Below are 12,399 nucleotides of genomic sequence, written 5' to 3'. Positions count from 1 at the left end.
ATTATTAAAGACATTTTAAATTTTGTTTGTGCTTTATTTACATAAGTATAAAAAATATATTAGAAAATAAATAATCAAATAAAAATTAATATATGATTTTCATTTGATAATGGAAGTAAGAGATTGATTTATCACTTTATGATAGGCACATGTATAGAGAAAAACACCACTTACTAGAATATTTCATCGCCACTCTTAAAGCCAAAGGCTGGATGAAAATCAAATTTAACTGCACCCACAGCAACCTTAGGTCCAACAGCCTTTTTAATTCTATAAATACCCTCATTGCCGAAACCAGCACATAGCTCAATAGCTGTATATCCTTTTTCCTCATTTTCTTGTAATTCTAATGATAGCATAGTACTTTCTCAATTTAATTTGCTTAAAAGTAATTTTATATGAATATCATATTTATAAGGTATTTTTAAATTTATTTTGATAAAATATACTTATGTCTTAAACAGAGTATTTTAAGTATATGAAATTTAATGAAAATATAGTGAATATGTAACTTTTATAAGGAGATAAAGATATTTTATGGATACAATAAAGAAATTAAGTCATGGATGTACACTAGATTGCCATGATTGTTGTAAATTTAATGTTTATACTAAAGGAAATAATGTGATAAAAATTGAAGGAGATAGAAATCATCCTTATACAAAAGGATTTATATGTAAAAAGGGGTTTGCTCATTTAGATAGATTAAATCATAAAGATAGGATAGAGACTCCAATGTTAAAGGTAGATGGTATATGGAAAAAGATTTCTTTTGATGAAGCATTAGAGATAATGGCAGATAAACTCCTATTTTATAAAGAACACTATACATCAAAATCTATTATGCACTATGACCAATATGGAAGTGGGTCTATATTAAAATATATAGGAGATGTATTTTTTAATTTTTATGGAGGAGTTAGTAGGCATAAGGGTGGGCCATGTTGGAGTGCAGGAATGCATGCCCAAAAGTATGACTTTGGAGTAGCTAAGGGACATGCTATAGAAGATATGCTAAACAGCAAGAGTATATTTATATGGGGAAAAAATCCAGCATATACTACCATTCATACTATGCAAATAATTAAAAAAGCCAAAGAAAAAGGGATAAAAATAGTAGTCATTGACCCTATATATACAAAGACTGCTCAAATGGCAGATAAGTACATACAAGTGAACCCTGGAACAGATGGAGCATTAGCTATGGCTATGGCAAAAATTATAATAGAAGATAACCTGCAGGACGAAGAATATATAAATTCGTATGTTGTTGGTTTTGAGGAATATAAAAAATATTTGGATTCACTAGATTTAAACTTTTTATGTGATGAATGTGGTGTTAAAGAAAAGGATATAAGTGCGTTAGTTGATTTATATGCTAATAAATATTCAAGTATAAATGTAGGTTATGGTCTTCAAAAGTATAAAAATGGAGGAAATACAATAAGAGCGATAGATGCATTAGGAGCTATAACAGGTCAAATAGGATTTAGTGGTGGTGGAGTGAATTATGCTAATAAGGTTTATCCAAATGTGATAGATGCTGACCCTTATAATAGCCAATCATATGGCGAAGATAGGGAGTTTTATGTAAGTAATATTAGCAAGTTTATAGAAGAATCCTTAAAAGACAATATATCAGATGAAGTTAATAATACATTAGAGAAACCAAATAATACATTGAACAAGTTTGATAAGATGTCAAGTAAATCACTAAAAGGAAATATTCCTATAAAGATGGCAGTAATAACTAAAAGTAATATGTTAAATCAATTGCCAGATTTAGTAGAGTTAGAAAGAGTTTTTTCAAAGATTGAATTTAAAGTATGCTTTGATATGTTTATGACTGACACAGCTACTTTATGTGACTTATTTATACCTTGTACAAATACGCTTGAAAGTGAAGATATAATTTATAGTTCAATGACCAATCCATATATAACATACAATGAAAGAGCAGTAACACCAAAGCATGAATTGATGGATGAGTATTATTTTTTTATGGAGTTAGCTAAAAAGATGAAACTAGAAGGTTATCCTTTTGTAACAAAAAAAGAATACTTAGAAAAAGTAATTGAGCCACTTAAACGTTTTGAGAAAAGTCTAGATATAGAGAAACTTAAAAATAGTTATTTTACTATACATAATCCTATTGCTTGGGAAGATAAGAAGTTCGAAACTCCATCTGGAAAATATGAACTTTATTCAGAAAGGATAAGAGATTTAGGAATTAGTCCAATTCCAGTGTATATAAGTAATAAAACTAGAAACTTTGAAGATGAAAATAGGAAAAATATTTTTAGACTGCTAACTAATCACCATGCAGATACTTTGTTTAGTCAACACTTTATGGATAAGACATCTATAGCTCAAGCGTATATAAATCAAATTATGGCTAGAAAAATAGGTGTTAACAATAAGGATATTGTAACTTTAAAGTCAAAAAAAACAAAAATAGATGTACAGATAAATATAGATAGTGGAGTAAGTGATTATATAGTAAAAATGTATGTTGGATGGTGGAAGAAACATGGCAATCCTAATAGTTTAACAGATACTGGTATATCTGATATTGGTGGTCAAGTAACATATAATGAAACGATGGTAGAAATAATACGACAAAACTAGTTAAATTTCATTGAAGGAATAGAAATGCGATTATAGAATTGATTAAAAGTTACTATTTTTACAAAACTATTGAAGGAGGGATTTTGATGGTAAAATATTCCTTAGAACATAAGAATCTATACATAGAATTTATGTGCTCAGAACTAGACCACCATGTAGCTAATGAAATAAGGGAAGAAATAGATAACTTATTAAGTGTTAATCAAGTAAAAAATGTTGTATTTGATTTTGGAAATATTAATTTTATGGATTCTTCAGGTATAGGTGTCATCATAGGTAGATATAAAAAAATTTCTAATGAAGGGGGACGAGTTTCAGTAATTAATATAAGTTCACGAGTTAAGAAAATTTTTGATTTATCTGGGTTAAATAAAATTATTGGCATTTATGATACGTATGAAGAAGCTCTAAGTTCTTTGTAGGGAGGAGTATGTGATGAATAATATTATGGAAGTTAAATTTTCGGCACTATCAGAAAATGAAAGTTTAGCAAGAGTTATAGTAGCATCATTTGCAGCAAAATTAGACCCAACAGTAGATGAATTAGTTGATATAAAGACTGCTGTCTCTGAGGCTGTTACAAATGCTATAATACATGGATATGAAGAAGACAGTTCTAAGTTTGTTTTTTTGAAATGTGAGATAGAGGGAAATACTATAAAAATCGTAGTTGAAGATGAAGGGTATGGAATAGAAAATGTGGAGAAGGCAATGGAACCACTTTATACATCAAAACCAGAACTTGATAGATCAGGAATGGGATTCACAGTTATGAAAAGCTTTATGGACGATGTAGAGGTAAGTTCTAGAAAAGATAATGGCACTAGAATTGAAATGACTAAAAAAATAAATTTGCCTAAATAAAGTCCAAAAGTGAGGTTTTATTATGGAAGTAACTGTTGCCAGAGAAGAAAAAAAACCTCTTCTTAGTCATGAAGAGACTCTAGAACTTATTGATAAAGTTCAAAATGGAGATGAAGAGGCAAAAGAAATATTAATATCAAGTAATTTAGGTCTAGTTAGGAGCGTTGTATCTAGATTTTTAAATATAGGGTATGATAGAGAAGATTTATTTCAATTAGGTTCTATAGGTTTAATAAAATCAATATATAAATTTGACCCTAAATTTAATGTTAAATTCTCTACTTATGCAGTACCAATGATTCTAGGTGAAATAAAGAGATACTTAAGAGATGATGGTATGATAAAAGTATCAAGGTCATTGAAGCAAATAGCTGTAAAGGCCAAGATGGAAAGTGAAGCTTTAACTAAAAAGCTAGGCAGAGAACCAAGTATAGAAGAAATAGCTCAAGCATTAGATGTAGAAAAAGAAGATTTAGTAATGGCTATGGAAGCTAATTTTAATGTAGAGTATTTGCAAGGTGTTATTCATGAAGAAGAAGGTTCTCCAATATGCCTTATTGATAAGATAAGCATGAAAGGAGAAAGTGAGGAAGAAAAAGTTGTAGATAATATATTATTAAAGGATATACTTGGAAGACTGGATAAGAGAGAACGTCAAATAATAGTTCTCAGATATTTTGAAGATATGACTCAAAGTGAAATAGGAGAAATGCTCAATATATCACAGGTTCAAGTATCAAGAATAGAGAAAAAAGTATTATCTAAGTTAAAAGAATATATATCATGATAATACTTATGATATATTAAACTTTTTAGAATTTTTATATTAAGTTTTTAAGTTACTATTAAAAAATTATAAGTTCAAATAAAAAATATTAAAAAACAAGGTGTCTTTATGATAGAAAATAAATTATTTTCTTTATTAGGCATCTTTTTTATTTTTTGACAAAACTTTGAGTGTCTAAAATAAATAATAGGTTTATTTTTTTAAAATTAACAAATAATACTTTAGAGAGGTGTTTAGTATGGATAAAAATTATAAAAAATATGTAGACCAAATAAGCCCAAAACCTACATATTTAAAAAACTATACACTTGCATTTATTGTAGGTGGAATTATTTGTATGATAGGGCAAGCCATAAGTGATTTATACATGAAAGTTGGAGGTCTTGATAAATTAGGTGCTAGTTCTGCTACATCAATAACACTGATATTTATAGGGGCATTTCTAACTGGATTAGGAGTTTATGACCTAATCGGAAAAAGAGCAGGAGCTGGTTCTATAATACCAATAACAGGTTTTGCTAACTCAATAGTATCTCCTGCTATGGAGTATAAAAGAGAAGGATATGTATTAGGTGTAGGTGCAAACTTATTTAAAATTGCAGGGCCAGTTTTAGTTTATGGTATAGGTTCTTCTATTTTATGTGGAATTATTTATTATATTTTTAAGATGTTTTAGAGGATTTTTATTTAATTTAAATTTTATTAATTATGAAGAAGATATGAAATCTGAAAAATAGTTATGGAAGTAGTTAGTTAGGAAATAATCATGCAGATTTTAATTAATATTTTTAATTAATATTAAAAAATTAAATATTAAAATGCAAAATTAAAAAGGTGTGAAAATATGAAAAATAAAAGAATTGGAAAAAGAACAGTCAAGCTAGAGAATAAACCAACAATAATATCCGCTGGTACTATAGTAGGTTCTAAAGAAGGTGAAGGACCATTAAAAGATTATTTTGATATGATTATGACTGATGATTTATATGGTGAAAAGACTTGGGAATTGGCTGAAAGTAAAATGGTAGAGACTGCATCTCAGAAAGCCATACAGAAGGCAGGAAAAAAACTGTCAGATGTAAATTATATGCTAGGCGGGGATTTAATCAATCAAATAGTACCAGCATCTTTTGCTGCAAGAGAATTAGCAATTCCATTTTTGGGTATATATGGCGCTTGTTCTACAATGGCAGAAGGACTTTGCATAGGTTCTATGCTTGTAGATGGTGGTTTTGCAGATTTAGTGCTATCAGGAACATCAAGCCATTATTGTACAGCAGAAAGACAATTTAGATTTCCACTAGAATTAGGAAATCAAAAGCCAATGACAGCTCAATGGACAGTTACAGGAGCAGGAAGTGTTTTATTAGCTCCTAATGGAGAAGGTCCTAAAGTAAAATATGTTACAGTTGGAAAAGTAATAGATAAAGGTATTGATGATGGTAATAATATGGGACCAGCCATGGCTCCAGCAGCAATAGATACTATATATTCTTATTTTGAAGATACTAATGATGACCCAAATAGCTTTGACATAATTGCTACTGGCGATTTAGGTACACTTGGCAAACAAATAGCAGAAGACTTTTTGAAAGAGAAGGGTGTAGATATTTCAAAGTGTTATACTGATTGTGGTATAGAAATGTTTAACCTTAAAGAGCAAGATGTTCACTGTGGTGGGAGTGGATGTGGATGTTCAGCTACAGTATTTGCAGGATATATATATGAAAAATTAAGAAAAAAAGAATTTAACAAAGTAATGCTTGTATCAACAGGAGCACTATTATCACCAACAAGTACACTACAAAAGCAAACAATACCTTGTGTTGCACATGCAGTAGTAATAGTAAATGAGTAGGAAGTGATATATATGTTAATGGAATACGTAAGAGTATTTATTGTAGGTGGAATTATATGTTTAATAGCTCAAGTAATGATGGACTACTTTAAAATGCAAACTCCATATGTTATGGTGACATATGTAACAACTGGTGTAGTTTTAACTTTTCTAGGACTTTATGAACCATTAGTTAAGTTTGCAGCAGCAGGTGCAACAGTTCCTATAATAGGATTTGGATATTCACTTGCCAAAGGAGTAATAAAATCAATACAAAGTGATGGATTTTTAGGTATTTTCCTAGGTGGAACAACTGCTACAGCTGGTGGGATAGCCGCAGCTATATTTTTTGGATATATTATGTCGGTAGTATTTACACCAAAAGCAAAACCATAAAACCACTTAAATATATGATAATTTTTTGTATAAAGTAGGTAGATATCTTTTTAGATTCTACCTATTTTTTTATACTTACAAGCGTTTACATAATCAAGTTGACAATTATTTACAACATGGTGTAGTATTATATTAGCAAAAATAAAATGAAGTGAAGTAGGGGATAAAGATGGTAACTATTAAAGATATTGCAAGGAACCTAGGCATTAGCTATTCAACTGTTTCTAGGTGCTTAAACAATAATCCTAATGTATCTGAAAAAACAAAAAAGAAGGTAGTGGAAGAGGCTAACAGGCTAGGGTTTCATTTTAATGTAAATGCGAGAAATCTAGCAAAAAAAGAAACAAATAGAATAGGGGTAATCTTTTCAAATAATTTTAATCATCAAGACACTAGAAAATTTTTCAGTGATATAATGGACAGTTCTATAAATTCTATTGAGACTAATAAGTACGACTTTATAATACAGCCCAATAACAACATTAGTGGTGATAGTAATGTCTATAAAATGGTTAATGGACAAATGGTTGATGGATTAGTAATAGTGTCTCAATCAATAAAAAAAGAAGAGTATGAGTTTTTAAAAGACAATAATTTTCCACACGTATTCATATATTTTAAGCCATCTTTTGTAGGAGAGGTAGATAACTTCTTTTGGGACGATAACGTATATGGAGGCTATATAGCTACTAAACATTTAATCGACCATGGTCATAAAAATATAATAACAATAACTTCAGAAGATAAGAGTTCAAAAATGCATGAAGATAGAACAAAAGGGTATTTAAATGCTATGGAAGAAGCTAATTTAAAGACAGATGTAATTGAATCTAAAATGGATTTTGAATCTCAAGTTGAACTATTAAGAAATCATATTGATAAAATAAAAAAGGCTTCAGCTATATTTGTGCAACAAGATGTACCAGCTATTTCTATAATACAAGAATTAAAAACTACTTATGGTATAAATGTACCAGAAGACTTATCTGTAATAGGATATAATAATATTGAATTAATATCTTACTTTAGGTCACACTTATCGACAATAGATGACCCAAGAGAGCAAGTTATAAAAAATGGAGTAGATAGTTTAGTAAATACAATAAATAAAAAGAGCACAGAACATATCCCAAGAAAACTTTATCCAAGACTAATTATAAGAAACAGCGTTAATAGAATAAAAGACTAAAAGTAATCCAGTTGATTATAGAATTTAATATCAATAAAAACTTGAATAAATAAAAATACTGGAATGAAAGTTCATTCCAGTATAAAATCTAACTTTTGAGTCTCGGTACAACATTGAGATTTATTATTTTTTAAGTAGTTTCATTAAGATAGTTTTTTATAAAATCAATAAACATTCTTGTTGACTTGTTTAAAAATTTATTATCTGTCCAATATAGCTCAATAAATTGCTCACATCTTATATCATTAATAGGTAATAGTTTAATAGAAGATTCATAATCTATACACCATGATTTTTCAGGAATAAATCCAACTCCATGACCTTCTTTTATCAAATTATAAACGGTTGAAGGAGAATCACATTCAAAACCTACATTAGGTTCAAAGTCAGCATAGTTACAAAATCTATCTGTAATTTTTCTGAAATTTGTACCTTCATCTAAACATATAAAATTCTCATCTTGTACATCTTTAAAATACACACTATTAAGCTCTGATAGTGGATTGCTGTAAGGTACACCTATAAATATTTCTTCACTAGTTAATACTTCATAATTTGATGACTTAAATTCAAAGCAATATGAAGTAATACATATATCAAAATCGTAGTCAAATGTTGATTTTGGAATATGTTGCATTAATTTGAATGAAATATTTGGATGTAATTTTTTAAATTCACTAAGTACATCTAAAATTAACCCTGATGCAGTAAGTACGATTAATTTGATTTGGTCAAATTCACTACAAGCTAAATCTTTTATTTCTTTAGTTGATGTATCTAATAAATTAAGTATAGAATCAACTCTTTTAAGAAAAATATTTCCACAATAGTTTAATTTAATAGATTTTCCTTTCCTGTCAAATAATTTTACACCTAAATCCATTTCAAGTAGAGCTATACTTTTGCTAAGTGCTGACTGTGTTACATGTAATTGCTTAGCAGCATTAGTCATATTTTCAGTACAAGCTACAACTTGAAAATATTTTAATTGTAATAAATCCATGATGCTTAATCCTCCTTTTGCTTTATGACTAAAAGCATATAAAAATAATGAAACATTTATATTATACATTATCGATGAGAGAATATATAATTAAATCACTAATACTTATATTGTAAGAAAATTATAAAAATTGCAAGGAGGTATAAAAATGAAAGGAATTAAAAATGCTCTGATAGCAGCCTGTATAATTACAGTATTGGCTGAATTAATTGGGCCTATTTCATTTAAAGTTATGGGTATTAATATAACTTTACTTAGTATACTATGGGCTATCTTTATAGGTATGGCTGTTTCCCCTCATTTGTTAGGAAGGGTTATACCAGCTTTAAAAAAGTTTATAGGAGATAATGAAATAAATGTATCTCCATATCTTTTATCTTTAACTCTATATCCATTAGGAATAATGTTTGGAATTAACGCAGGTCCTAAAGTTGGTATATTACTTCAAGCAGGACCAGCACTTTTATTACAAGAGTTTGGTCATATGGGTACAATGTTGATAGCATTACCTGTTGGAGTAGCACTAGGTCTTGGAAGAAGTGCATTAGGAGGGACTTTTTCATTATGTCGTGACACAGCACTAGGAATTATTGGGGATAAGTATGGATTAAATTCACCAGAAGGTATAGGAACATTGGGAACTTATATAAGTGGTAGTATCTTTGGAACATTATTATTTTCATTTTTGGCACCACTGGGTGTTCTTATAGGCTTTCATCCATATGCTTTAGCAATGGCATCAGGAATGGGAAGTGGTTCTATGATGGGGGCTGCAACAGCATCATTGATGAATACTGTCCCAAATATGTCTGAACAGATTTTAGCTTATTCAGCTACCAGTGGATTGATTACAGCCGTTACTGGAATATACATAGAATTATTTTTATCATTACCAGTTGCTAATTATTATTATAGTAAAGTGGCTCCGATTATTGAGAAGTTTAGAAGTAGAAAAAAAAGAAAAACAAGAGATGTCTTATAATGGAGGATGTATAGATGGAAAAGACTTTGAAGACTATTATGGAACAGATAAAAATAGTAATGTTCATATATATTATTATTTGCTTTGGACAGGCTATAGCACTTAAAACACAGGCTAAAGATTTGTTGATTGGAAGTGTATTTGGGTTTATATTAGTAATAATTGCTATTGTAATAAAGAATTTTGTTAAGAGACCAAATTTACCAGGTTTTGCATGGGCGACTTTAGTTGCGTTTGTATTATCACTTCCAATATCACCAGTTGGAGATTTTATAGCAAGTAATATAGGAAAAATCAATTTTATGTCTACAGTAACACCATTATTAGCTTTTGCAGGAATTTCTGTAGGTAACCAATTAGACATATTAAAGACTTTGAGTTGGAAGCTAGTAGTTATATCATTTATAGTTATGACATCTACTTATTTTGGTTCTGCTTTTATATCTCAAACAGTTCTAAAAATAAATGGAATGATTTAAGGAGGTAGTAAGTATGAAAGAATTAAAATTAAAAATCAAAGAAGATATAAAGCTGTTATCTGATGAGAAAAAAGCATCATTTGAAAAGGTATCCAAATCTTTATTTGAAAATCCAGAATTAGCATTTGAAGAATTTAAATCACAAAAAGCATTATGTAATTTATTAGAAGAAAATGGATTTGATGTGACAAAGGGGGTAGGAGGATTAGAAACATCTTTTGAGGCAGTCTACTCAAATGGAACTGGTGGAAAGACAGTAGCTTTTCTAGCTGAATATGATGCACTTCCAGGTATGGGACATGCTTGTGGACATAATATAATAGGTACAAGTTCTGTTGGAGCGGGTATTATTTTAAAAGAAGTTATAAAAAAATATGATATAGAAGGAACTGTAAAAGTATTTGGAACACCTGCAGAAGAAAGAGTAGGTGGAAAAATAACTATGATTAGAGAAGGGGTATTTAAAGATGTAGATGCTGCATTAATTTTACATCCATGTGATGCTTCAATACCTGATGATATATCATTTGCTCAAGTTAACTTAAAATTTGATTTTAGTGGAAAAGCTTCTCATGCTGCTGCTTATCCTTGGGAAGGAAGAAGTGCATTAAGTGGAGTAATAGCATTATTCAATAGTGTAAATAGCATGAGATTACATCTTAAAGATTATGCAAGAGTACATGGAATTATAACTGATGGAGGTAGTATACATAACATAATTCCTGAAAAATCTATAGCTATATTTAATGTAAGAGCATTAAGTATAGAATACCTAAATGAAATTTGTGATATGCTTAAAGATTGTGCTAAGGGAGCTGCAATTTCTACAGGAACTAGTGTAGAAGTAATTCAATTAGATGAAATATATAAAGAGATAAAAAATGATTCAAGATTGGTAAATATAGTTAGAGAAAATTTTGAAGTATTGGGTGAAGATTATATTGAAAGAGATTTAACTCAAGGTATTGGTTCAACTGATACTGGAAATTTAACTCATGAAATACCTGCAATACAAGCATATATAAAATTAAAAGAAAACACTGCAACTCATACAGAAGAATTTGCTGTAGCTGCTGGTGGCGAAGAAGGAAAAATAGCACTTATAAAAGCAATTAAAGTACTAGCAATGTGTGGTGTAGATGTTTTGTACAGTAAATAATGTATTACTAAAAAAATACATGAAGAAAGGAGACTAAATATGATATTAAAACAAGTATTAGAGGTTTATGACATTTTAGACAAATCAACTGCAAGTGGAGAAGAAGTGAAGACATACTTACAAAGCTATGGTGGAGAAAATATAATAGTAAAAAAGCTATCATCAAGTAAAGGTTCTACAGACTTAGTTAAGCTTACAATTGCTGGTAAGAATGGTAAATTAAACGGAGGAAATGCCCCTACTCTAGGTATTTTAGGCAGACTTGGAGGTATTGGAGCAAGACCAGATGTAATAGGTTTTGTTTCAGATGGTGATGGAGCATTAGTAGCAATTTCAGTAGCAGCGAAACTTTTAGATATGCAACGAAAAGGAGATGTGCTAGAAGGAGATATTATAATTTCTACTCATATTTGTCCAGATGCTCCAACTAAAGAGCATTATCCTACACCTTTTATGGATTCACCAATAGATATGACAACTATGAATGAAAATGAAGTTGACAGTAGTTGTGATGCAATACTTTCAATCGATACTACTAAAGGTAATAGAATAATCAATACTAGAGGATTTGCAATATCGCCAACTGTCAAAGAAGGGTACATATTGAAAACTAGTGATAATCTTTTAGATATTATACAGACTGTAACTGGAAAATCTCCATTTGTATTTCCTTTATCTATTCAAGATATAACACCATATGGAAATGACCTGTATCACTTGAATAGTATTTTACAGCCAGCAGTTGCTACAAATTCTCCAGTAGTTGGAGTAGCAATTACTACAGAAATGCCTGTTGCTGGATGTGCTACAGGTGCAACTCATTTTAGTGATTTAGAGTCAGCTGGTAGATTTGCAATTGAAGTTGGCAAATTATTTGGTGTAAATAAGTGTGATTTTTATGATAAGGAAGAATGGGATATACTTATCAAAAGATATGGGAAATTAAACGCATTCCAAACTTTTGGTATACAATAAGCAAAAAATATAAAGTTTATATAGTTTGTAATAAGTTTATATAGTTTGTAATATATAAATATTATAACAATCGCCACATTAATTATAATTACTAAAAAAG

At 29.5% G+C, this 12,399-nt stretch carries 14 protein-coding genes; 12 read left to right on the top strand and 2 right to left on the bottom strand.

Annotated features, from left to right (window positions below; genetic code table 11):
* Positions 1–173 precede the first annotated feature (173 nt).
* Positions 174–359 carry a hypothetical protein gene (locus JJC01_16430; protein ID UDN60230.1) on the bottom strand — a complete coding sequence of 62 codons (186 nt, stop codon included), beginning with the start codon at positions 357–359 and terminating at the stop codon, positions 174–176.
* Between the two features lie 178 nt (positions 360–537).
* Here JJC01_16430 and JJC01_16425 point away from each other — a divergent pair, with 178 nt between their 5' ends.
* From JJC01_16425 to JJC01_16390, 8 genes are all read left to right on the top strand, one after another.
* Positions 538–2,628: a molybdopterin-dependent oxidoreductase gene (locus tag JJC01_16425; GenBank protein UDN57737.1), complete on the top strand. Its 2,091-nt coding sequence runs from the start codon at positions 538–540 to the stop codon at positions 2,626–2,628.
* A gap of 86 nt (positions 2,629–2,714) precedes the next feature.
* A complete protein-coding gene (gene spoIIAA, locus JJC01_16420) occupies positions 2,715–3,050 on the top strand; it encodes an anti-sigma F factor antagonist (protein UDN57736.1) in 336 nt (111 codons plus the stop codon).
* A 13-nt stretch (positions 3,051–3,063) separates the two neighbouring features.
* Complete coding sequence (locus JJC01_16415; protein UDN57735.1) at positions 3,064–3,492, top strand: anti-sigma F factor; 429 nt, start codon at positions 3,064–3,066, stop codon at positions 3,490–3,492.
* A gap of 22 nt (positions 3,493–3,514) precedes the next feature.
* Positions 3,515–4,279 (top strand): RNA polymerase sporulation sigma factor SigF, encoded by a 765-nt coding sequence (gene sigF, locus JJC01_16410; GenBank protein UDN57734.1) that lies wholly within the window; start codon positions 3,515–3,517, stop codon positions 4,277–4,279.
* 238 nt (positions 4,280–4,517) lie between these two features.
* Positions 4,518–4,955, top strand: a complete 438-nt coding sequence (spoVAC, locus tag JJC01_16405) for a stage V sporulation protein AC (protein UDN57733.1) — start codon at positions 4,518–4,520, stop codon at positions 4,953–4,955.
* A 168-nt stretch (positions 4,956–5,123) separates the two neighbouring features.
* A complete protein-coding gene (gene spoVAD / locus JJC01_16400) occupies positions 5,124–6,137 on the top strand; it encodes a stage V sporulation protein AD (GenBank protein ID UDN57732.1) in 1,014 nt (337 codons plus the stop codon).
* Between the two features lie 12 nt (positions 6,138–6,149).
* Entirely contained in the window at positions 6,150–6,512 is a 363-nt protein-coding gene (gene spoVAE / locus JJC01_16395) for a stage V sporulation protein AE (protein UDN57731.1), read from the top strand.
* 169 nt (positions 6,513–6,681) lie between these two features.
* A complete protein-coding gene (locus tag JJC01_16390; GenBank protein ID UDN57730.1) occupies positions 6,682–7,701 on the top strand; it encodes a LacI family DNA-binding transcriptional regulator in 1,020 nt (339 codons plus the stop codon).
* A gap of 130 nt (positions 7,702–7,831) precedes the next feature.
* On the opposite strand, the gene JJC01_16385 is transcribed toward JJC01_16390, so the two are convergent.
* Positions 7,832–8,704: a LysR family transcriptional regulator gene (locus JJC01_16385; GenBank protein ID UDN57729.1), complete on the bottom strand. Its 873-nt coding sequence runs from the start codon at positions 8,702–8,704 to the stop codon at positions 7,832–7,834.
* A 142-nt stretch (positions 8,705–8,846) separates the two neighbouring features.
* Here JJC01_16385 and JJC01_16380 point away from each other — a divergent pair, with 142 nt between their 5' ends.
* Genes JJC01_16380 through JJC01_16365 form a run of 4 tightly spaced genes read left to right on the top strand, consistent with a single transcriptional unit; the run spans position 8,847 to position 12,299 of the window.
* Positions 8,847–9,686 (top strand): DUF3100 domain-containing protein, encoded by an 840-nt coding sequence (locus tag JJC01_16380; GenBank protein UDN60197.1) that lies wholly within the window; start codon positions 8,847–8,849, stop codon positions 9,684–9,686.
* Positions 9,687–9,700: 14 nt separating this feature from the next.
* On the top strand, positions 9,701–10,165 hold the full coding sequence (locus tag JJC01_16375) for a hypothetical protein (protein UDN57728.1): 465 nt from the start codon (positions 9,701–9,703) through the stop codon (positions 10,163–10,165).
* Positions 10,166–10,178: 13 nt separating this feature from the next.
* A complete protein-coding gene (locus JJC01_16370) occupies positions 10,179–11,324 on the top strand; it encodes a M20 family metallopeptidase (protein ID UDN57727.1) in 1,146 nt (381 codons plus the stop codon).
* Between the two features lie 39 nt (positions 11,325–11,363).
* A complete protein-coding gene (locus tag JJC01_16365; GenBank protein ID UDN57726.1) occupies positions 11,364–12,299 on the top strand; it encodes a DUF1177 domain-containing protein in 936 nt (311 codons plus the stop codon).
* The last annotated feature ends 100 nt before the right edge of the window (positions 12,300–12,399 follow it).

The organism is Clostridioides sp. ES-S-0010-02, from assembly GCA_020641055.1.
Classification (GTDB): Bacteria; Bacillota; Clostridia; order Peptostreptococcales; family Peptostreptococcaceae; genus Clostridioides.
Note: the sequence above shows the minus strand (reverse complement) of the source record. Positions and strands in the feature narration are given on the sequence as shown.

Bases quoted from the DNA above. Each gene is read 5' to 3' on its own strand.
- JJC01_16430 (UDN60230.1), bottom strand. From the start codon at position 359: ATGCTATCATTAGAATTACAAGAAAATGAGGAAAAAGGATATACAGCT.
- JJC01_16425 (UDN57737.1), top strand. From the start codon at position 538: ATGGATACAATAAAGAAATTAAGTCATGGATGTACACTAGATTGCCAT.
- spoIIAA (UDN57736.1), top strand. From the start codon at position 2,715: ATGGTAAAATATTCCTTAGAACATAAGAATCTATACATAGAATTTATG.
- JJC01_16415 (UDN57735.1), top strand. From the start codon at position 3,064: ATGAATAATATTATGGAAGTTAAATTTTCGGCACTATCAGAAAATGAA.
- sigF (UDN57734.1), top strand. From the start codon at position 3,515: ATGGAAGTAACTGTTGCCAGAGAAGAAAAAAAACCTCTTCTTAGTCAT.
- spoVAC (UDN57733.1), top strand. From the start codon at position 4,518: ATGGATAAAAATTATAAAAAATATGTAGACCAAATAAGCCCAAAACCT.
- spoVAD (UDN57732.1), top strand. From the start codon at position 5,124: ATGAAAAATAAAAGAATTGGAAAAAGAACAGTCAAGCTAGAGAATAAA.
- spoVAE (UDN57731.1), top strand. From the start codon at position 6,150: ATGTTAATGGAATACGTAAGAGTATTTATTGTAGGTGGAATTATATGT.
- JJC01_16390 (UDN57730.1), top strand. From the start codon at position 6,682: ATGGTAACTATTAAAGATATTGCAAGGAACCTAGGCATTAGCTATTCA.
- JJC01_16385 (UDN57729.1), bottom strand. From the start codon at position 8,704: ATGGATTTATTACAATTAAAATATTTTCAAGTTGTAGCTTGTACTGAA.
- JJC01_16375 (UDN57728.1), top strand. From the start codon at position 9,701: ATGGAAAAGACTTTGAAGACTATTATGGAACAGATAAAAATAGTAATG.
- JJC01_16370 (UDN57727.1), top strand. From the start codon at position 10,179: ATGAAAGAATTAAAATTAAAAATCAAAGAAGATATAAAGCTGTTATCT.
- JJC01_16365 (UDN57726.1), top strand. From the start codon at position 11,364: ATGATATTAAAACAAGTATTAGAGGTTTATGACATTTTAGACAAATCA.